The organism is Pseudomonas sp. TH10 (assembly GCF_016651255.1).
Taxonomy (GTDB): domain Bacteria; phylum Pseudomonadota; class Gammaproteobacteria; order Pseudomonadales; family Pseudomonadaceae; genus Aquipseudomonas.
The window spans coordinates 1-21,235 of the sequence record NZ_JAEKEG010000177.1 but is presented as its reverse complement, the minus strand read 5'-3'; the positions used below and the strand labels follow the sequence as shown (position 1 = coordinate 21,235).

Genomic DNA, 21,235 nt, shown 5'->3' with positions numbered 1-21,235 from the left:
TCAAGGCTTCTCGACGACGACACGGGTGGCGACCACCGGCGTGCCCATGGTTTCGGTGCGGATCGCGGTGTCCATCGAGCGGTCCGGGGCCTGGATGTGCATGCTGGTTTCGGTGCCGGTAGGGAACTCCATGTCCGAGGGGCTCTGGTATGGCAGGTTGCGCACGATGCGCGGGGTGATGGACAGCACCAGTTCCGATTTGCTGACGTCGTCGCGGTTGCTGCCGAACAGGCGGCCCAGGCCTGGAATATCGCCAAGGCCGGGGATTTTGTTGCCGTTGCTGCCATGGTCATTGCGCACCAGCCCGGCGAGGATCTGCGTTTCGCCGTCGTGCAGGCGCAAGGTGGTCTGGGCATTACGGGTGTCAACCTGAACCGGGATGGTGCCCTGGCGGGTCGGTTCCAGCGGGGTCGCGTTGCTGACCTCCAGGGCGATTTTGATCGCCACCTCGTTGTTCAGGTGCACGATGGGCTGGACTTCGAGCTTGAGACCGACATCCAGGTAGGTCACGCTTTCGGTGATCACCGGGCCCTGGGTCGAAGGCACCGAAGTGGCGCTGATGATCGGCACGCGCTGGCCAATGTGGATGCGTGCCTGCTCGCGGTTGCTGACCCGAATCACCGGGCTGGCCAGGGTATTGATGTCCTTGTCCTGGGCGTTGATCTTGGCTTGGGGCGAAGGCGAAATCGAGATCCGGCTGGAGTTGATGCCCCTGAGCTGGTCGAGCACCGACACCGCCTGGCCGTCACTGGTGAGCACGCCAAAGGTATTGGGCCACTGCAGGCCGAGATCGAGGATGCGCTGGCGAGCGACCTCCATGACTTCCACTTCCAGCACCACTTCGGGGTTGGACTGGTCTTGCGATTGCAGGAGTTTTTCCGCCATGCGAATCGCGTCTTCGCTGTCGCGCATGGTCAGGGTGTTGAGGCGTTCGTCGACAAATACATCGCGGGTCTTGAGCATGGTTTTGATCATATTCAGCGCGGTGTTGGCATCGATGCTGGTCAGGTAGAAAGTGCGCATCACCAGCTCTTGATAGTCCTTGAGCTTCTGCGGCGAGTCGGGGTAGATCAGCAGGGTGTTTTCGTTCACCACTTTCTGGTGCAGCTGGTTCTGTTGCAGCAGCAGTGCCACGGCGTCTTCGATGCGCACGTCACGCACGAAGATGGTGGCTTTCATGTCCGGGCGCAGGTCCTTGTCGAAAATGAAATTCAGCCCGGCGACCTGGGACAGCACTTCGAAGATGGTCTTGAGGTTGGCATCGCGAAACTCCAGGGTCACCGGCCGATCGAGGCGAGTGCGCAGCTGCGGGTACTGCACGACGTTACGGCTCTGCACCAGGCGGATGCTGCTTTGCAGCTCCAGGGCGCCTTCGTTTTTCGGGTCCAGCTCGAGTATCTGCTTGACCTGGCGGTCGGCGGCGTAGATGTCGCCACGGCGCAGGTCGCCCCGGGCCAGCTCGAGTTTTTCATCCTGGCTGCGCATGTGTTCAAGCTGGCTCAGGGATTCCTGGGCGCGCCGGTTGTTCGGCTCGATGGTCAGTACCCGGCCATAGCCCATGCGGGCGGAGGCAAAATCACGCTGGGCGCGGTCCATGTCGGCCTGGGTCAGCAGCGCCGTCACCGCCCGGGCGCGGCTGCTGTTCAAGGCCAGGTGCAGCTCGGTATCACGAGGATTTTCGCGCAGGCCTTCCTCGATTCGGGCCAGGCCGGCTTCGTACTGTCCCGACTCAATGAGGTCGGACGCCTCCTGCTTGGCTACCTGCGCGGAACTGCACGCGGCCAATCCTGCACACAGGCAGACAAGGCTTATCAGCAAACGGGATCGGTTCATTGCGTGCTCCCCACAGACAGCGTCTGAGACAAATGCAAAGGCAGGTAAACGAAGCTCAGTTCCACATCGGAAATGCCCTCGATCCGCCACGTTTCGTCGATCACGTCCCCTTTGCGCACGACGTATATTTTTTCGCCGTTCTGCAGAAATACCTGCAGATCGGTACGGTCATCCAGCCTGCCCACGAACTGGAAAGGCATGGGCGGTGCGCTAGGGGCTTGCACCACCGGGGTGACGTTGACGGGTTGTTCGGTGACGACGGCGAGGGTCGGCGCCGCTTTCCAGCTGCGGGCGGCGAACAGGTCGCCGGCCGGGCTCAGGTCCTTGATCTGCGCGGGTTTGCCAGCAGCGGGGGCAGCCGGCAAGGCGCCGCTAACCCTGGCTTTGGCCGGGCTGCCTACGACAGCGACGGTGTCATCGCCCTCCTCTGTCGACTGGAAGAACTCGCCCCCAGGTGAGCGCTGCGGCAACCCCGAGGAATGCCAGCCAGCCCACTACGCGTTGACTTTTCATCACGACCTCGACAGGTAAAGGGTCATGCGGATCCGCCCGGTGAGGTCGGTGTCGGCGATCTTCTTGCGCTGGAACTCCACGTCCTCGACCACCACGGCCGGCAGTTGGCCGAGCAAGGCGTGCAGGAAGCGCCGCAGTTGCGGATAGCTGCCGCGCACCGGCAGGAGGATCTGATAACGCGCCAGGTGGGTCTTGGGATCGATGCCCAGGGAGTATTCACCGCGGGCCAGGGTGATACGTTCCTGGGCGGCCAGGGCGTAGATCTTGTCGATGGCAACCGTTGCCTGGGGCTGTGACGGCAACTTGCTGCGGAAGTCATCGAGCTGGCGCTGCGGCACCACTGGCGCAGCCACGCTGCCCTCTTCAACCTTGGCCAGGTATTCGCCAGCTTCCCGGGTCTGCTGGCTGAGCTGTTGCAGCGACTGCCAGTCCGGCAGCAAACCTGCCAGGCCATACACCAGCGCCAGCAGCACCAGGGCAATACCGGCAAGCCCGGGCACACCGAGGCCTAGCAGGTATTCGTGGACGATCAATCTAGGGATTTGCATCGCCGATCTCCCAGGTAGCCGACAGGTTGAATTGCACCGGATGCTCCGGCACGTTGGCGACGATTTCGTGGCTCAGCAGCGACACATCGGACAGCTCGTCGCTGGCTTCGAGGCGCCGGTGGAAGTCGAGCATCGCTTCCAGGTCCCGCGCTTCAGCGCTGATGCGCACCTGGCCCTTGCGAGCGTCGGGGGTCAGGGTCAGCAGGGCAATGTTGTCCCGGGGCATACTTTCCAGGGTGGCGAACAGGTGCTCCCAGGGGCGGCGCAACTGCTGCGAGACCTTGCGCATTTCGGCCAGGTTTTGAGCCTGTTCGCGGATTTGCGCCGGGGTCAGGCTGAGCTTGGTACCGGTGTCGCCGGTCAGTACCCGCTGAGCCGTTTGCAGGTGACCTTGCTGCTGGCTGGATTGGTCGCTGACGTGCTGGCCGAGCGCCAAGCAAGTCAGCGCCAGCACCACGCCGGCGGCCAGCAGGCTCCAGCCCAAGGGACCGGAACGGCGACGCGGCTGGAAGTCGAGCATCAGGGCGCGCATGTCAGGCCACCGCCCGGGACATGACGTACAGGCTGTCGCGTACGGCTGTCCGGTCCTCTTCAAGGGTGCGCAGGTGAACACCCGGCACCTCGGGGTGCGAATCGATGCGTGCCGGCGCATGCAGGTAAACATTCAGCGGGCGGTCGCTGGTGGAGGCTTGCAGCTGGCTTTCACGACCGATCAGCGCCGCCAGTGCGGCATCGCTGTCACTGCTGCCCACCGAACGCACCGAAGCCCAACGCCCTTCCCGCGCCACCAGCAACACGCTGCGCACCGGCTCGGCGACCACGAAGAGAAAATCGCCGGCGTCGAAGCTCGAATCGAAGTGATTGAAAGCGGCCATCAGGTAGGGCTGCACCGAGCGCAGCTTCAGGCCCCAGGCGCTGGCCAGCGTCCGCAGGCGCTCGAGCAGGTCCTGCGGCAGCGCGGCAGCGATGCGGTCGTAACCCGCAGGCTCGGCCGACAACACCAGGTTCCAGGGCTGCGTCGGCACACCGTAAAGGTCTTCGAAGCACAGTTGGGCGAAGCCACGCAGTTCCTCGGGGCTGTTGATCTGATCGCTCCACGGCACCAGGCAGAAGCGGCTGAAGTGCCCCGACACGACCACGCTCAACTGCGCACCGGCAGCGGCATGTTCGCCCAGCAGGCGGTCGAGGGTTTCCAGGGCGACGGCCCAGGCATGGAAGCCTTCGTCGATGAAACCGACGCTGCCCAGCCACAGGGTGTCGCTGCCCTGGCGCCGGCCCAGGCCAACGCCACTGGCGCCGAGTACGGCGACAAAACGATCACGAGACAAAAGTGACACGATTGATCTCCTCGAGCGTGGTCCGCCCTTCCTGCACCAGTTCCAGGGCCGACTCGCGCAGCAGGCGCAAGCCACGTTTGCAGGCATGGGCCTTGATTTTCGAAATCGGTTGGCGCTCGACGATCATCTGCCGCAGCTCGTCGTCCAGGTGCAGCAGCTCGGCGATCGCGGTACGCCCGCGATACCCGGTGCCCCGGCAGTGGCCGCAGCCCTTGCCGTGCACGAAGTGGAAATCGGTCACCTGTTGCGGGTCGAGCCCCGAGAGGTGCAACTCGTCATCAGTGGGGAAATGCGGCGCGCTGCAGCTGGCGCAGACCAGGCGGATCAGCCGTTGCGCCAGCACCGCGTTGAGCGCCGAAACCAGGCTGTAGGGGTCGATTTCCATCTGGGTGAAACGGCCAATCACGTCGAACACGTTGTTGGCGTGGATGGTGGTGAACACCAGGTGCCCGGTGAGTGCCGATTGCACGGCAATCTGCGCGGTGTCCGGGTCACGGATTTCGCCGACCATGATCTTGTCCGGGTCGTGGCGCAGGATCGAGCGCAGCCCCCGGGCGAAGGTCAGGCCCTTCTTCTCGTTCACAGGAATCTGCAGCACACCCGGCAGTTGGTACTCCACCGGGTCTTCGATGGTGATGATCTTGTCCACGCCGTGGTTGATCTCGGTGATCATGGCGTAGAGCGTGGTGGTCTTGCCGCTGCCGGTGGGACCGGTCACCAGCACCATGCCGTAGGGTTCGGACGCCAGGCGGCGCAGTTGGCGCAGGGTTTCGTCTTCAAAGCCCAGGGCCTGCAACTGCACGCCACTGACCTTGTCGGCCAGGTCCTGTTTGTCCAGTACCCGCAGCACCGCGTCCTCGCCAAAGATGCTGGGCATGATGGACACACGGAAGTCGATCTGCCGCCCGCTGATACCGATCTTGAAACGGCCATCCTGGGGCACGCGTTTTTCGCCGATGTCCAGTTCGGCCATGACCTTGACCCGCGAGAGCACCTGCTCGGCGAACTCGGTGCCCTGGATCTTGCTGATATTGTTGAGCACGCCGTCGATGCGGTACTTGATCACCAGGCCGCTGCCGGTGGTGCCCAGGTGGATGTCGCTGGCGTGCATCTTCAGCGCGTCGTAGAGGGTCGAGTTGACCAGCTTGACCACGACGCTGGCGTCCTCGCTGATGCTGGTCAGGGACAGGCTTTGCAGCTTGTCGATTTCCACCCCTGAGTCGGCCTGGGCATTGAGCGATTCAACCGCGTGAAAGCTTTCCTCGTGGCGGGCCAGGTAGGCCTTGAGGTCATCGGCGTGCACCAGGTACAACGGCGCGCCGTGCAGGCAGTCGTCGATCCAGGCCAGGCGCGCGCTGTCGAAGGGGTCGGCGAACACGCCAATGACCGTCTCTTCGTGACGCAGCAGGATAAATTCGCGCTTGAGGCATTGGGCCAGGGTGACCCGGTCGAATACCGGGGTGGCCTTGAACAGCGTGTCGGTGTCGAGCACCGGGTAATGCAGGGTAGTGCCCAGGCATTCGATGAAGGGCATGGGGGCCAGTTCACTCAACACCCCAAGTGCTTCCAGCACCCGTTCGCCGGAAGTGGCCGCGCGGGAGCGGGCCTGGGCCAGTTGTTCACTGGAAAAACGCGACGGTACGGTGTCCAGCAGCGCCGGTTCTACGGCTAGGGATAGACGGTCCATGGCATGCTCTCCAACGCCGGGGGCTTTGAGCCCTGTCGACGCGGCGAGCAGTTACGGGGGTCCGGAACGACTTGTCGCGTCATTACTCCCCGGTGAGCAATTGTTCGTCGTCTGGTGCCATGGAGTTCGAGTTTCTTCGGCGATCCACCAGCACCCAGCTTCCGTCGTACAATTGCAGCGGGAAACTTTCGGTCCTGCTCTGGCGTCGTTCGACGAATCCTGTAGCAGTGTTCGTTCGGCGCTCCATCCCCAGAAGGTCACAAACGGCCCGGGCCAGCTCCGCCAAAGGAAACGGCTTGAACAGGATGTGACTGACTCCAAGTTGCCGGGCCCGCTCACAGACTTCAGCGGTTGGGTGCCCTGTAATCAGTACACAATGACAATTCCTGTTCTGGCGGACTTGTTCGAGAACGTCAAAACCTTCCATATCGGGCAAGCGGTAATCGAACACCATCACATCGGGGGCAAAATCAGCGGCTTCGCCGATGGCTTTGGCACCTTCGTGTGCTATCCGGACTTCCAGCCCTTGCGCCTGCAGGTAATCCTGGAGGTTTTGTGCAAGGAGCTGTTCGTCTTCAACAACCAGTACTTTGTTTAACAAGGTGGACTCCTTGTAACCGCAGGTCCGAATCTCGAACCTGGCAGAGTGCCGCCTCAATCAGGCTAACGCACACTTCATGCCAGACTCGGCGCGGATGTTTTCACCACTGCATGTAGTTGATATTCATGAAAAACCTTTTTTGTCCGAGCACACCACCGCCAAGTGCCCCCCAAAGCCGGGGCAAGTGCACGGATTCACCCTGAAGCTTTTCCCCACTATTGGGGAACAAACTTTAATCGTCGTCAATCCGTTCAATTCGATTGCTCGACCGCAGCTGCGCAAGCACTTCGCCACGAATGGCAACCTGTTGCTGTCGAGCAAGGTAAGCCCTGACCATTTCCAGTCCCTGTTCTTCTGAGACATCGGCGGGCTCGCTACGGTTCTGTAAATAAATGAGGTGCCAGCCCACCGGAGTGCGTACCGGCTCGCTGAGGTCACCCGGTGCCATGGCAAAGGCTGTCGCTTCGAATTCAGGGAACATGCGGCCCTTGGGGAAATATCCCAGGTCCCCGCCGCTGCTGGCGGAAGCATCCTCTGAAGCACTTTTGGCAATACTGGCAAATTCGGCACCGTTAACGATTTTCAACCGCATGTCTACCAAGCGTAGACGCGCTGCTTCAATTGTCGCGGTATCTGCGCCTTCAGGGACCTTCACCAGGATATGCCGCGCCTGTACTTCCTCGGGCCGGCCCATTTCGCTGCGGTGTTCCTCGTAAAAAGCCCGCACCGCTTTCTCGTCGGGCTCGGCCACCTTGGTCAGTTCGGCAAATACCTGCTGCGCCGCCATGTCACGCCGGGTGTACTCGATGAAGCTGGCTTCGTCAAAACCGGCATCGTTCAGGCGCCGGGCGAACACCTCGGGGCCGCCGATGGCCTGGCGAGCCTGGTCGACCTGGCCCTGCACCTGTGCGTCGCTGATCACCACGCCGCGCTTGACGGCTTCTTGCCACAGCAGTTCCTTGTCGATCAGGGCGTCCAGGGCCTTTTGCCGCAGTTGCTTGTAGGCCTTGGGATTGCGAATGCTGCCCAATGCCCGGCCCTGGTCCTCGAGGAACTCGGCGAAATAGCGTTCCAGGCGAAATTCGGATATTTCCTCGCCATTGACCCGCGCCGCGATCGGGCCGGTGCTGGCGTAACTCACCGGCACCGACAGGGTCAGCAGGAGCAACCAGGTGTTGAGTTTCATGATGAGCCTCCGTTCAGGGCATCGCTGCTATCGGTCTATAGGGCGCTACCAGGTAGAAACGCTGGTCAGGCAGATCCACGGTCACCACATGGGCGCCGCTCAGGCCAGGCGGCGGCCAGGGCCAAAGCTGATCAAGGGCGTCAGCCCGGTATCGAAGTCGTGCAGGCCTTCGAGGGCGTCGACCAGCTTCTCGCGGCTGGTGTCGCGCCCGGCCTGTTTCAGGCCCTCGCTGAGCAGCAGCATCGAGCTGTAGGCGCCCACTTGCAGCACCGCGTGCTGGCCGCCCAGGCCCTGGTTGGCGCGCACCTGCGTCAGGGCCAGGCGGCCAGCAACGGTCCAGTCACTGGGCACAAACGGATACGCCAGGAACACTCGCCGGGAAAAACCACTGGGCACCTGCAGCAGGTCCCCCGCCACCTGATTCGAGGTGGCGAACAGATACGGCACCTGCCCGGCCACTTGCAGGCGCTCGGCCAGGCGACTGAAACCGGCGCCGCTGCCCAGGTAAAACACCGAACGCGAGCCTAGCGGCACTTCTTCGCTGGCCGGGTCGTAGGCTTGCAGGCGTACTTTCTGCCAGGCGTGATCCTGCAGATACCGGCTCAGGTTCTGGGCCGCCAGGCGCTGGCCGGCTTCGTCCGGGTAGGTGATCAGCGTGGGCCCCTGCAGCACTTTGAGCTGTTCGGTGGCGTAGTCGGCCAAGGCGATCAGTTGCTCGCGCAAACCCGGCAAGGGCTCGAAAATCTGCCGGCTGGCCTGGGCTGTTCCCAGCAGAGACAAGGGACCGATCAGCGGCACGCCGGCGCGTTCCAGACGAGTGGACAGGTCTGCGTCCAGTGCCGGCACCAGGGGCGCGATCAGGGCGAATACCTGTTCCTGGTCAATCAGGCGGTCCAGCGCCTGCGCGGCACTGGCGCGGTCCGGCCCCGGGTCGAGAATGGTCAGGCGCAGCTGCCGGCCGTGGATACCACCGGCTTCGTTGATACGCGCCACGCTGCCCTTGAGCACCGCCGCCACCGTGGCCCCCTCCTCGCCCAACGGCCCGGAAGCTGGCAACAGCGTACCCAGGTGCACGGTGGCCGGGTCGAGGCCAGGGTCGCGGTCTTCGGCCACGCGCTTGAGATAGGCGGTGAGGTTGCGCTGATCGTTCATCGACAGGACAAACCTGGGCATCGCCGGGTCGAGTCGATTGTCGCCGGGATCGCGGCCTTCCTGAATGGCTTTGGCCAGGCTGGCGTCGGTATAGGCCGGGTAGTCGCGGCCGTTGACCTGTTGCTGGCCATAGGTGCTGCTGAGCCGCGGCCAACTCAAATCCGGCGGTCGCACCCCGCCTTCGGGTCGTCCCACGCCGTCGGCGCCATGGCAATTGGCGCAAGGCAGGCTGGTGGCGGGCAGTAGCATGCCCGCCGCACCGACCCGCGCCATGATGGGCTCGCCACTGGCCGACAGCCCCTCGCGATACAGCCGTTTACCGGCGCTTTCGCTGGGGGTCAGCGGCAGCGCCTGGGCGCCGAGGTGCAGACCGCACAGGAGCAGCAGGCCGAGGACGAGGGAGGTTTTCATGGCGCGCGCTCAACGGCCGACCAGGGGCATTGTCAGCAACTGCAAGCGCTGGGCAATGGCGGCGGCCGGGGCATCGGGACGAATCTTGCTCCAGCGCTTGTTGGCCACGTCACCGACGATCAGTTGCGTGGAGTGCTGTTCCGGGGTCGGCACGATCTGGCCGATGCGCCCCAGTACCAGGTCCATCTGGGCCTTGTCGCCCGTTAGAAAAAGCCAGTGGGGGTCTTCTACCCCTTGTTTCAAGGTGTAAGCCTTGAGTACCGCCGGGGTGTCCCGCAGCGGATCACTGGTAAGGGAGATAAAGGTGATGCCCTCGGCCTTGTCGCCCAGGACTTCGCGAACTTCCTTGAGTTTTTGGGTGATCAGCGGACAGGCATCATTGCAACTGGTGAAAATCACGTTGAGCAGCACCACCCGGTTTTGCAGCGCGTCGCTGTAGAACCGCAGGGTCTGGCCATTCTGGTCCTGCAACGGGGTGTCGGTGAACCAGGTTTTGGCGTCGCGCGTGCCGCTGGCCGGTTGCGCGGCGGGCGTGGCGGGAGTCGCAGGTGCGGGTTCCTGGTGGCCCTCATGGGCAAGCGCCAGCGAGCTGAAGAGGCCCAGGCACAGGCTCAAGGCGATACGGTCGAAAGTCCTCATGGGTGCTGCTCCATGGCAATGGCGGTGTGTTTGGCGTGGGCATTGCGTTCGCCGCTGAGTTTTTCCACTTCGCGGGTGAGCACGGCCGGGTCGGTGAAACCGTAGTAGCGGGTCCAGTGCCGGCTGTTGCCATCGCCCACCAGAATCAGCGGCGCATGGCTTTTCAAGTCGCCGTTGAACGTGCCCAGGCCCTTGAGGGTTTCGGCGACCGACTGGGTAGAGCCGGTCAGCCAGCTCCAGCCGGGGCCGTTCTGGAACGAGCGGGCGTATTCATTCAGCCGCGTGGCATCGTCGCGTTGCGGGTCGATGCTGATCGACACCAGCTGCACCTCGGTGCCGACCCGCGCGCCGAGTTGCTTCTGTACCTTGCCCATGATCGAGGACACCACCGGGCAGACCGTGGTGCAGCTGGTGTAGATGAAACTCATGACCACGATCTTGTTGCTCACCAGGTCTTGTTCCAGGCGCACTGCTTTGCCCGTCTGGTCCACCAGAGCGACGTCGGCGAACTTCACCTGGGCGCTTTCGGAGGTAGCACTTTTGGCGGGCATGTCATGGCCGGCGTGTTCATCCGCCGAATGGGCCATGGCCTGGCTGATGCCGGCAGCAAGCAGGCACAGCGTCAGCATTGCGCAGGGTGCGAATCGATTCATGTCCATATCCTCTTCAGTGTGCAGCGCCCGGGACCACCCGGACGCTGGCAAAGGTCTTGTCGTCGAAACCGCGCCAAGGGACGCCGCACGCACGTGCAGGTACCAGGCGCCGCTCTGGTCGAGGGTCACTGGTGCTTCGTACACGCCGTTGCCCACTTCCAGCGCCGCTACGGTCTGGGTCTTCGATGACGGCGCGCGGAAGTAGCGCACCTCACGTCCTTGACTCCGCTGCGCTCGACTTTCTGCTTGCCCTGGACGATGCGAAAGCGCACGACGTAGGGAGCGCCCAGGTCGGCGGTGGATTTATCGAGCATGAATTCCACTTTGGGCACGCCCGCGTGCAGGGCAACCTTGTCGTTGGGTTCCACCTGCGCGGTGAAGCAGTGAATGATGTTCGGCTGGTTGAGCAGGAAGGCCACGTCGAAACGCCCGGCCACCGGCAGTTTGATGCGCGCGCTGTAAAGCCCGGGCTCGTCCTCGCGCAGGCTGCGATTGATCACCAGCGCAGCCCGCGCCACTTGCCCGCGATTGGGGTAGCCGGACATCGGCGCGTTCATGCCTTCGGCGTAGAAATAGGTGGTGTTGTCCACCGGGTTGACCACGAACACTGCGTTGTCATCGCGCGACACCGCCAGGCTCGACGCCAATGGCAGGTCCCCCGCCAGGCGCGGAGCCTGGGGGCCGGCTTCGAAACCCTGGGTGATCGGCTTGCGACCCTCGCCCAGGGAAGCCAGGTTGATCATGGTGACCTTGGCCGAGGCCAGGCCGCGAATGTAGGCGTAGGCCTTGGTGAACACCACCTGGAACGGTTCGGCGGAAACGTCCAGGTCATGGATCAGCGAGTTGGTCGCGGCGTCGATCACCGAGGCCTGGTTCTCCAGGGTATTGAGTACGATGGCGAAGCGTCCATCGCTGCTGAACCCCATCGGGCCCAGGCCCTGCTTGAGCTGGATCACCCGGCGCACGGCCAGGCTGGCGCTGTCGATGACCGTGACAGTGCCGTCCTTGCCGTCGGCGACATACACCGCCTGGGACAACGGCGAGTAGGCCACGGACAACGGGTGCGAACCGGTCTTGAGCTGCTTGCTGAGGGTCAGGGTGGCGATATCGATGATGCTCACGGTGCCGTCATCGCGGTTGCTGACGAAAGCCTGGCGGCTGTCCTTGCTGAAGGCGATTTCGTGGTGCCCGGCGCCGGTGGCCAGGTGCTTGAGCGGCTTGAGGCTGCGTGCATCGATCACCGTCACGCCGGACGCCTCGGCGCTCTTGGCGTTGTTGCCAACCCACAGCAGGCGTTCGTCGGGCTGCAGCGCCACGCGCACCGGGTTGCTGCCGGCGGCAACCGAGTCGATCACCTTGAATTGCTCGCTGTCGATCACGGCGACTTCGCCGGCCGTGGGCATCGAGACGAACACTCGTTTGTTGTCCTTCGGGGTGACCCAGTCCATCGGGGGTTGCTTGATGTCGATGCGCGCCATGGTGCTGGTGATGCCTCCCACCGAGACCGAGGGATCGACCACCATGACGCTGGCATCGCGGTTCATCACCAGCAGGAAGTAGCTGTTGAGGTCAAGCAAGGGCCGTGCGCCGATGCTCGATTTTAGGAACACCCCGACCCGGGACTTGCAGCTGCGTTCACGGCCCTGGGCCTGGTCCGCCGCCACGGTTTCCGGGTCGAGCCAGGCCCCCGGTGCCACGCCGGCCAGGGGTTGGCCGGAAGCGCTGTCGGTGATCCGGAATCGCACGTCGGCAAATTCACCTTCGCGCAGCACACCGTCTGCGGCCAAGGGGCGAACCTGCATTGCCACCGACACGCCGTCACGTTCGAGGATCTGCTGGCCGTCGTCAGCAGTGCTCGCAGCGACCGGATTCTGGCTGGCGGGCTGAGCCGCCCTGGCGGGCGAACTGGCGTTGGCAGACCAGGTATTTGGCAGTGCGATCTGGCTGAGCATGTCTGGCGGCATGGTCTTCCACACCCCAGCCAGATCAGCGCCACCCCGACAACCAACGCACCTGCGATGACCTTGATGTTCCTGTTCATTCCCCTCTCCCCTTACAGATCTGTGCCTGCCTGTGCACTGTCGCTCTTGCTTCTGCTCGGTGCTTTTGCCCTGTGGGCCCACCCTGGTGTTGAGGGTGTGGCCCATGACTCCATCGCGAGCAAGCTCGCTCCTACTGGGCTGGCGGCGCCGGTTCCGCTTCGTTGGTCACCCGCAGCAATCCCCACAAGCCGGAGGTATTGCCGTAGGCGCCGTAGTCGCGGTACAGGTAGTCACCCGGTATCGCATTGCTGCCCCCTGCACTTGGGTGCATGAAGCTGAAGTGCGCGGCCGGCAGGATGCTTTCCCGGGCGCCGATGTACATCGACATCGGGTTGTAGCCGAACCGCACCGAACCCACGCCCGGGGTGCCCATCGGGTAGCCACCGGTGTCGCTCTTCTCCGACTGGAACGGGTTGACAGACCACACGTGGCCGTCCAGCTGGAAGGTCGTGCCACGGCTGCCACCGGTCGGCAACAGGATGTGCGTACGGAACGGTTGCCCCGGTTTTGCATAGAGCACTGGTGTCTGTGGATCGCCGCCGATCAGCGCATTGCTATAGGCCATGTGCGCGTTAGGTACGTCACCGTAGCCGGCACCACCGGCGTGACCGAAGAGGTGCATCCGGCGCCAGTCCGAAGCGGAACCACAGCGGCTCGGCCTTGTAGTTGATGGCCATGCTCGAGTTGTCCTGCGGATCGTTCGGCACCCCGAACCCTTCGGCCGCAATGCCTTCCACCGGCCGGCCGTTGGCCCAGCGCATGTTCAAGGCTTTCTGCCAGACCATCGCGAAGTCGCGGTATACCGCCTGCCCTGGCGCCGTGACCGTGGCGTTGGTCTTGCGGGCGTCTTCGACCCAGGTCGCGCCGATCGGCAGGATGGACATTGCCCCACCCAGGCCTTTCTGCCCTTGCTTGATCACGTCCGCCGGGGTGATGTTCAGGCCGCCGAACTCCACCGCCGTAGCGTTGATGTTGTCGACACTGCGGCCCAGTTGTGTCACCGGCTTGCCCTCACGCTCCAGGTGCCCGGCGTAGTACTGGTAGGTACGAGTCGGGTAGGCGCCGGTATTGCCGACCCGTGGTGGCACGGTCTGGATCGGGTTGGCGCCGACGTTGACGCCGTCGGACTTGGTGATGTCGTACGCCAGCAGCTGGGCATGCAGGCCCACATGGCTGGACGGCCGGATCAGATTGTTGCTGAAGATGGTCGAGCCCTGGCCACTGTTGCGATCACGCTTGACCAGGCCTTGCACCGCAGCAGTCTGGGTCAGGTCGGGCATGACCAGCGGCAGGCGGTTTTCCAGGGTGACGTTGATGCAGTCACCCGCCGCCGCACGCAATACCAGCGGCTCTACCGGTACGCCGGGTTTGAGCTTGCCGGTGTTCGGGTCGAGGTCGGACTTGCGCACGTACAGGATGGCGGTCGGGTCATGCAGCGGCCCGCTTTGCCCACCGATGGTGATGGTTTCGCCATCTTCAGGATCGGTCACCGTGACCTGCGGGATGTTGACCGTCCGCGAATTGAACACCAGGGTGCCGCCCGCCGGATTCAACGGGCCGCCGACGTGCTGGCCGAGACCGGCAGGATCGCCGATGGTCAGGTTCAACGGGTTGCGCAGGATGTCATTGGCCAGCGCCGCGACCACTTCATAGTTGCGTTGCACGGTCGGCCGGGTGCCGATGCCGCTAGGGTTGGCGCTGATCCGTGGGCACGAACCCTCGTACGCCACGGTGTTGCGCATGCCCGCCGGTTTAGGGTTGTTCGGCAGCGCGAACAGGTCGCTGCGTTGGGCCGTGTAGTTGCGCATCACACCCCAGATACCGTTCCAGTAACCCTCGATGGAGGCATCCATGGAGTACAGGTAGTCACCCGTGGTCGCCGCCGAACTGGAGAGCATCGAGACCGGTGCGTTGAAACCCATCTGCTCGGAGATGCCGACCATTTGCGAGGCGCGCCAGCCGGAGTTGGAGCTCATGCCGAAGCCGGAACCGCTCTGCAGCCATTTCACCCCGTGCAGGGTCACGTTGTGCTCCTCCTCATGGCCGCCGGCATGCAGGCGCAGCCGTACGTTGTCACCGGTATAGGTGCGCAGCATCGGGGTGAACGGGTCGCCAGGTTCGGCGCCGCCACGGTTGATGTGCGGTGGGAACAGCGTGGTGCCGCCGGTTGGGCCGGTCGCCGAGGTGACCAGGTTGGGCGCCAGGTTCATCGCAGCGATGGCACGGTCGGTACGGCTTTGCATGGCGTACGCGAGGTCGCCCCCCAGGCCGTCCGCCTGCATGCCGCGCTTGCCGTCAGGGCCGAGTTTGTTCGGGTCATACACCCGCAATGCCAATGGCTCGTTGCGATAATTGACGACGAACATGCCAGGGTCATCCACCGAGATAGCCTGCGGGCACGGCCGGGTCGGGCAGCCTGGGACCATGCCGCCCTGCACTTCGATGATGCCATCCAGCAGGTTGCTGGCGTTGTTGCGCACAGGCGGGTTGATGGCGTAGCGGAAGCTGTCCGCAGTGGCCGGGAACGCCGTCGGGTTGGGCACGCCATTGGGGCCCGCGCCCACGTACACACCGGCTTCATAGGCGTGCTGGAAGTCGCTGTACTCAAGGAAGAACTCGCGGAAGCTGTCGTTCTTGCCGTCGCCGTCCAGGTCACCGGTGGACACCACCGCTTGCCACGAAGTCGGTCCGCCGTCTTGCCGCGCGCCGCTGTACAGCTGCTCGCCGGTCTCGGCGTGGAACCAGGTGGAGCCGGCAGGTTCAGCCAGCACGGTGGCGTACAGGCCAATCTGTTGGTGAGTCGATGGGCCGAGGTGGTCGTGGGTGAAGATGGTCCCCAGGCCACGGTCGACGCCTTTGGTATTGACCACCGGATCGACGAACCAGCGCTGCATTGCCGTCCGTGCCCCGACCCAGTCCGCCCGACCGTATTGACCGAAGAACGGATGGTTCTTGGCTTTCGGGCAGGCCGGCGTGCCGTCACGCGGATCGGCGCCCAGGCACTGGTTGAACTCGCGAATGGCGTGGATACGCTCTTGCACGGCGCCTGGGGAGAGCACGCCATCTTCGTAGTTCCAGCCGTTGGCCGAGCCGTCGGCCGCCGTCAGGTCCCATTTCGGCAGGTGGATATGCTGGCCGATCACGTCGGTTGGGGTGCGCACCTGATAATCGTCCATCTCATAGGTGGCCGGCACCAGGTTGGTTTGTTGGTACTGCACGCAGTCGAACGTGTTCATGCGCATTACCAGCGGTTCTGGTGGGCGCTGCTTGGTGATCACCGGCCAGGCGTCTTCCCACAGGGCCAGAATGCGCGCTTGCGGGAAGTGGTAACCGACCTTGTTGTACACCGCATCGAACTGGATGTTCGCGGCTTTGTAGACCCTTGGACGGTCGGCAGTGAAGGTCGATGAACCGGTGTAGGACATGCCGTCGATACGCTCGCCGCTGGCAAACTCGCCAGTACCGGCGCTGCTGGTCAGGCGTTTCTGCCGGTCATCCATGCAGGGTTCGTAATAAGGCGCGCCGGCAATGGGCAAGGCGCCATTGGTGCGGAAGGCCCGTGCCACGATCTGGTTGCCTGGCAGCAAGGCATAGCTTGGGTGGTCTTTCTTGGCATGGAAGGCCATTGCTGCCTGTTCCACCTCAGTGCCCTCTTCCGGCATGTAGATGGGTTTGGCGCGGGTCACTTCCTTGGAGAAATCCAGCGAGGTGGTGATAGTGTTTGCTTCACCGCCCGCAGAGAAGCCGTCCAGCGAGTGCCGGCCCAGGCCGCCATCCCAGCCGCCGGATTGCGCCGGATCGAGGTTGGCCCACAGGGCGTTGCCGCTGGCTTTCAAGGCCTGGGCCTTGGCTGCATCGAGCATGTCCAGGGGCGGGGTCGGTGGGCGTTGGCCGACCGATGTTTCCATGCCGCCGATCCAGAATGGATAGCCAGGGTTTTTCAGGCTGCCATCGGCATTGCGGTTGGCTTCGCTGCGATCCACCAGGGCCAGCGAACCGATGGCCTGGGCACCACCGGTGCCACCTTGGTGGTCATCATCGTCGTCTTCGTCATCGTCATCGTCGTGACCGGCCACCAGGGTTTCACCGATTTTAGGCACGACCGCGACCTTGCCCGGCATCGGCGCCATAGCCTTGCCGGGCAGCGGCACTACCGCTGGAATCGGGGTACCGGCGATGATCTCGCCATCAGGCAAGGCACGGGCACCCGCCGCGGGTTTACCGCTACGCAGGGCATAGGGCTCGCTGTGGTAACCGTCGTCGCCTTGTTGCGAGACTTCGAGTTTGGTGCCTTCTTCAAACACGTCATGCACCCGCCACATGGCCCACATGCCCTGGGCGAAGTGCGGGTAGAAGTGGCAGTGATAGATCGCATCGCCGGCCACGCGGTTGCGGTTGCCCGAACCACCGTTGGCGATTTCATAGGTGTAGCCGGCGCCCGGGCCAATGCCCTGGGCATCCACGTAGTCGGAGTTGTCGTCATTGGGGTTGAACAGCCACTGGTGCCCGTGCAGGTGGAAAATGTGCTGCTCGTGACCGTTGTGGGTGTTGCGGAATTTCACGAAGTCGCCAATGTAGCTGTGGTTAACGTTGGACGGCTCAGACGGGTACAGCGCCATGGTGGCCTTGACCCCAATCTGGTCGGCGCGCGGGGTTTCCCCGGGACGAATGTTTTCCAGGCCAGCGTTGGCCGGCACATCCACCAGCATCGCCACGTCGCCAACGGTGTGCGAGCTGAGGAAAGAACTCTTCGTAGGCGCAGGACAGACAATCGTGCATCGGCCCGACGCCGAGGCGGTTGGCGACCACTTCGGCACCCATGCCGCCGGAGCCATAGTTGATCATGAACGAATCGCGGGTCGGTTCCAGCACGTGGGCCATCACCGGGTCTGCCCAGTAGGCGGGGAATGCCTGGGTGGCCGCGGTTTCATCCTGGAACTGCGAGGCGAAATCGCGGAACGGTTCCAGCCGGTTGGGCAGCGCCGGGTTGCGTTTGCCAATGGCTTCCAGGGGGTAGGTCGAAGGCGGGAAGCTGCCGTCGGCGTTGCTGCCCATGACGATCGCGTCACTCTCGCTGGAGATGATTTCGTTGCCGTCGACCATATTGATAATCGGCGTGCCGGCCTTGCCTTCACGGATCCACGGCTCGCGCTGCGGGTAGCGTGCCTGGTAATCAACGATCGGTTGTCCGGTCGGTGTGCGCCCGGTGCTGGCCAGGCGCATCTCTTCTTCAGTCACGGTGTTGCGATAGGTGCGGCCGCCCTTGGGCACTACCACCACTTCGCCGAACAGGCCATTGGCGACGTTACCGGCAGCGCCTTCACCACCGAAGGTGGCGCCACGGCTGCTGGCGGCGAAAGCGCCTTCGCGTTCGGCATACAAGGTATAGGAGCGGCTTGCGCCGGGGGCGACCAGGGTGTTGGCATTGCGGCCGGTATAGGAGGAAATGTCGTCGATGCTGTTAACCGCCTGCATGCCGTTGACCTGGAAGCCGACATGGCGGTCCGTGACCTGCTCGTCGACCTTGAAGTCATCGACTGCACCGATTTCAACTTCGCCTTCGATTTCCCCTTCTTCTTCCTCCCCGCCGTCATGACTGCCGGGGTTGGCTTGATAAGCCAGCAGGTTCTGCAGGTTGATGGTCAGGCAATCACCGGCTGCCACGCGCAGCACCAGGGGCCGCGGACGCTTGTCGGGCCGCAGCGAGACTCTTGCCCGGCACCGCTGTACCACCCTGGGCCAGTGACCTGTTGTGATCGTCGACCACATCGCGACGCAGGGCGAACATCATGCCGTTGACGTTCTGTGCGCCGAGTCGGTTGAACATCAGCGGCTGGTCCAGCGCCACGACGTTTGCCACCAGATTGCGCTCGCAGCGCAACGCGGCCTGGGCCATTTCCAGGCCGAACATCGGCACCAGGAACAGCAGCAGATTAAGCAGGTGATGAGCGTTGGGTTTGCCGGTCATGATCACGGACCTCGGTGGGGTGCTCATTGGGAATACGTCTCGTCAAAAATCACTTCAGCAATCGCCATGCCATAAAAATTTTTGTTATTTTTCAGAAGGTTATACGGACGATTTGATAAGTCGGGGAAATCCCCCACCCATTCCCCGGTTTGCGGGTTAACCGATGCCTGTCGGTTTTCCCCACAATTGGGGAATCCCCCAATCACAGCGGAGCATCCACGGCCAGGCCCTGCAGACGCCGGTATTGGCGCAGGACGCTGGGCACATAGCGCTGGGTTTCGGCGAATGGCGGAATCACTCCACCACGGCTGATCACCGCCTGTGGCCCGGCGTTGTAGGCCGCCACGGCGAGGGCGATGTCGTTGTCAAACAGGGTCATCAGGCGCTTGAGGTATTTGGCCCCGCCCTGAATGTTCGCCTTGGGGTCGTAGACATCCTTGACCCCCAGCTCCCGGGCGGTGTCGGCATCAACTGCATCAACCCCCGCGCCTTTGGGTGAGGTGGCGCCGGAGTTGTAGCTGGACTCGGCCTGGATCACCGCATGCAACAGCGCCGCCGGTAACTGGTTGGCCGTGGCCGCTGCCGACACCAACTCGGCGTAGGGCCGCGCGGCAATCATCTGCGGCTGCTGGTCAAGGCTGACCTGCGCCACCTCAGCCTCACGAATCACCCGTTCATAGTGGCGGCCGGGACGGTGGACATTGGACAGGACGTAGCTGCCCTTGGCGTCGACGGAAATGAACACATCGGCGTGCGCAAACCCGGCCAGCAACAGCCCGCCCAGCAGTCCCGCAGTGAATGACTTGATCATTGGTACCTCCCTGACCTGCCCCGAAAAATGGGGGTAATGCCCCAATGACAAGTCGTGAACCAGCCGTACGCAAGCACCGTGCCGTAACTGCAAAGCCCCGTAATGCGGGGGTTGCAGGGCAATGACCGAGCGTGTGCATGGCAATTGCATAAGGCTTTCGCGCGACCCTTCCGTCTATGTGTGAGGTCATCATGAATCAGCGTCAGTGCTGTATTGCGCGTAGCTATACCCCGCGAGCTCAGCGCGGGTTCACCCTGCTCGAATTGCTGGTGGTGCTGGTGGTGCTAGGCCTGTTGGCCGGCATCGTCGCGCCGAAGTACTTTGCCCAACTCGGCCGCTCGGAAGTGAAAGTGGCCAAGGCGCAGATCGAAGGCCTGGGCAAGGCGCTGGACTTGTACCGCCTGGAGGTCGGGCATTACCCCTCGACCGAACAAGGCTTGCAGGCGCTGGTCACCGCGCCCAGCGATGAAACCCGCTGGACCGGCCCCTACCTGCAGAAAAAACTGCCCCAGGATCCGTGGGGACGTAATTACAACTACCGCTACCCCGGGGAAAACGGCGAGTACGACCTGCTGTCCATGGGCAAGGACGGCCAACCCGGCGGCGAAGGCGAAAACGCCGAAGTCACCAGTTGGCAATGACGGGAGTGGCGACCATGCGGTTTCATCTCAAGGCAGTGGGCAAGGCCGGCGTCGTGTCAGTGACCGTCGAGGCCCAGGGCGACAGCGAGGCGCGGCGCATGGTCGAGGACCAGGGCTTGCGCGTCGTCAGCCTGCAGGCCGACCGGCGCTGGAAAGCGCTGCGCCTGCACAAACGCGAAACCTTCAACCTGGTGTTGTTCAGCCAGGAACTGACCACGCTGCTCAATGCCGGCCTGCCGCTGATCGATGCACTGGAGAGCCTGGCGGAAAAGAAAACGCGCCCCAGGCCCGCAAAACCTTGAGCGAGCTGGTGCGCTTGCTGTACGAGGGCAAATCCTTCTCCCAGGCATTGGGCCAGTTGTCAGGGGTTTTCCCGCCTCTCTACGTCGCCTTGGTACAGTCCAGCGAGAAGACCGGCGCCGTGGGTGATGCGCTGGGTCGGTATGTCAGCTATCGCCAGCGCATGGACGAAGTTCGCCAGAAGATCGTCAGCGCTTCGATCTACCCGATGCTGTTGCTGGTGGTAGGAGGTGGCGTGGTGTTGTTCCTGATGGGCTACGTGGTACCGCGTTTCAGCCTGGTGTTCGAGGGGCTGGGGTCGAACCTGCCGTGGTTGTCCCAGGTGCTGATGAGTTGCGGGATGTTCCTGCATGCGCATCAGGGTGAATTTTTCGGCGCCCTGGTGGCCGTCGTCGTCGCCCTCGCCTTTCTCCAGCGCCAGCCGGCCTTTCGTCGTGGCGTTGATCGGGTGATCGAACGGCTGCCGGCGGTGCATCAACGGATTTTCATGTACGAGCTGGCGCGCTTCTACCGCTCCCTGGGCATTCTGCTGCAGGGCGGTATCCCGCTGGTCACCGCCATGGGCATGGTCCGCGGCCTGCTCACCGTGCCCTCCCGCGTGCGCCTGGACCAGGCCTGCGAACGGGTTCGCGAAGGTCAATCACTGTCTGCTGCACTGGAACTCAATCACCTGGTGACACCCGTGTCCCTGCGCTTGCTGCGTGCCGGCGAACAGTCCGGCAACCTCGGACAGATGATGGAACGCAGCGCCGACTTTTTATGACGAAGAGATCAGCCGCTGGATCGAATGGTTTGTACGGCTGTTCGAACCGCTGCTCATGACGTTCATTGGCCTGTTGATCGGGGTGATCGTGATCCTGATGTACATCCCTATCTTCGAACTGGCCTCGAGTATTCACTGATACATCCACAA

Annotated in this window: 11 protein-coding genes and 5 pseudogenes; 2 read left to right on the top strand and 14 right to left on the bottom strand. The window is 63.3% G+C overall.

Going from position 1 to position 21,235, the window contains the following annotated elements; all coding sequences use genetic code 11:
• From JFT80_RS23445 to JFT80_RS23380, 14 genes and pseudogenes are all read right to left on the bottom strand, one after another.
• Positions 1-1,833 carry a type II secretion system protein GspD gene (locus JFT80_RS23445; protein ID WP_045058817.1) on the bottom strand — a complete coding sequence of 611 codons (1,833 nt, stop codon included), beginning with the start codon at positions 1,831-1,833 and terminating at the stop codon, positions 1-3.
• Positions 1,830-2,346: pseudogene (locus tag JFT80_RS23440) on the bottom strand (hypothetical protein). Before JFT80_RS23440 ends, JFT80_RS23445 begins: the two are co-directional and overlap by 4 nt.
• Positions 2,346-2,894: a GspMb/PilO family protein gene (locus tag JFT80_RS23435; protein WP_201149770.1), complete on the bottom strand. Its 549-nt coding sequence runs from the start codon at positions 2,892-2,894 to the stop codon at positions 2,346-2,348. The pseudogene JFT80_RS23440 and the gene JFT80_RS23435 overlap by 1 nt, the downstream one beginning before the upstream one ends.
• On the bottom strand, positions 2,881-3,426 hold the full coding sequence (locus JFT80_RS23430; RefSeq protein ID WP_122838453.1) for a PilN domain-containing protein: 546 nt from the start codon (positions 3,424-3,426) through the stop codon (positions 2,881-2,883). Before JFT80_RS23430 ends, JFT80_RS23435 begins: the two co-directional genes overlap by 14 nt.
• A gap of 1 nt (position 3,427) precedes the next feature.
• Entirely contained in the window at positions 3,428-4,231 is an 804-nt protein-coding gene (locus tag JFT80_RS23425; protein ID WP_201149768.1) for a hypothetical protein, read from the bottom strand.
• Positions 4,212-5,918 carry a GspE/PulE family protein gene (locus JFT80_RS23420; protein WP_201149766.1) on the bottom strand — a complete coding sequence of 569 codons (1,707 nt, stop codon included), beginning with the start codon at positions 5,916-5,918 and terminating at the stop codon, positions 4,212-4,214. The genes JFT80_RS23425 and JFT80_RS23420 overlap by 20 nt, the downstream gene beginning before the upstream one ends.
• Before the next feature lie 82 nt (positions 5,919-6,000).
• Complete coding sequence (locus tag JFT80_RS23415; RefSeq protein ID WP_122838451.1) at positions 6,001-6,519, bottom strand: response regulator; 519 nt, start codon at positions 6,517-6,519, stop codon at positions 6,001-6,003.
• Positions 6,520-6,751: 232 nt separating this feature from the next.
• Positions 6,752-7,705 (bottom strand): peptidylprolyl isomerase, encoded by a 954-nt coding sequence (locus JFT80_RS23410; RefSeq protein ID WP_201149764.1) that lies wholly within the window; start codon positions 7,703-7,705, stop codon positions 6,752-6,754.
• Between the two features lie 13 nt (positions 7,706-7,718).
• Positions 7,719-9,268 (bottom strand): annotated as a pseudogene (locus JFT80_RS23405) (ABC transporter substrate-binding protein).
• Positions 9,269-9,277: 9 nt separating this feature from the next.
• Complete coding sequence (locus JFT80_RS23400; protein WP_122838448.1) at positions 9,278-9,907, bottom strand: SCO family protein; 630 nt, start codon at positions 9,905-9,907, stop codon at positions 9,278-9,280.
• On the bottom strand, positions 9,904-10,560 hold the full coding sequence (locus tag JFT80_RS23395) for an SCO family protein (RefSeq protein ID WP_201149762.1): 657 nt from the start codon (positions 10,558-10,560) through the stop codon (positions 9,904-9,906). The genes JFT80_RS23400 and JFT80_RS23395 overlap by 4 nt, the downstream gene beginning before the upstream one ends.
• A gap of 13 nt (positions 10,561-10,573) precedes the next feature.
• Positions 10,574-12,601 (bottom strand): annotated as a pseudogene (locus JFT80_RS23390) (YncE family protein).
• Between the two features lie 131 nt (positions 12,602-12,732).
• Positions 12,733-18,570, bottom strand: a pseudogene (gene mnxG, locus JFT80_RS23385) (manganese-oxidizing multicopper oxidase MnxG).
• Positions 18,571-18,772: 202 nt separating this feature from the next.
• Positions 18,773-19,381, bottom strand: a complete 609-nt coding sequence (locus JFT80_RS23380; protein WP_207187875.1) for a lytic transglycosylase domain-containing protein — start codon at positions 19,379-19,381, stop codon at positions 18,773-18,775.
• A gap of 191 nt (positions 19,382-19,572) precedes the next feature.
• Between JFT80_RS23380 and gspG the strand changes: the two genes are divergently transcribed.
• Both gspG and JFT80_RS24685 read left to right on the top strand, forming a co-directional pair.
• Complete coding sequence (gspG, locus tag JFT80_RS23375) at positions 19,573-20,022, top strand: type II secretion system major pseudopilin GspG (RefSeq protein ID WP_122838638.1); 450 nt, start codon at positions 19,573-19,575, stop codon at positions 20,020-20,022.
• Between the two features lie 14 nt (positions 20,023-20,036).
• Positions 20,037-21,224 (top strand): annotated as a pseudogene (locus JFT80_RS24685) (type II secretion system F family protein).
• The last annotated feature ends 11 nt before the right edge of the window (positions 21,225-21,235 follow it).

Coding starts and splice junctions, on each gene's coding strand:
- JFT80_RS23380 (WP_207187875.1), bottom strand. CDS start 19,381: ATGATCAAGTCATTCACTGCGGGACTGCTGGGCGGGCTGTTGCTGGCC.
- gspG (WP_122838638.1), top strand. CDS start 19,573: ATGAATCAGCGTCAGTGCTGTATTGCGCGTAGCTATACCCCGCGAGCT.
- JFT80_RS23395 (WP_201149762.1), bottom strand. CDS start 10,560: ATGAATCGATTCGCACCCTGCGCAATGCTGACGCTGTGCCTGCTTGCT.
- JFT80_RS23420 (WP_201149766.1), bottom strand. CDS start 5,918: ATGGACCGTCTATCCCTAGCCGTAGAACCGGCGCTGCTGGACACCGTA.
- JFT80_RS23400 (WP_122838448.1), bottom strand. CDS start 9,907: ATGAGGACTTTCGACCGTATCGCCTTGAGCCTGTGCCTGGGCCTCTTC.
- JFT80_RS23435 (WP_201149770.1), bottom strand. CDS start 2,894: ATGCAAATCCCTAGATTGATCGTCCACGAATACCTGCTAGGCCTCGGT.
- JFT80_RS23430 (WP_122838453.1), bottom strand. CDS start 3,426: ATGCGCGCCCTGATGCTCGACTTCCAGCCGCGTCGCCGTTCCGGTCCC.
- JFT80_RS23445 (WP_045058817.1), bottom strand. CDS start 1,833: ATGAACCGATCCCGTTTGCTGATAAGCCTTGTCTGCCTGTGTGCAGGA.
- JFT80_RS23410 (WP_201149764.1), bottom strand. CDS start 7,705: ATGAAACTCAACACCTGGTTGCTCCTGCTGACCCTGTCGGTGCCGGTG.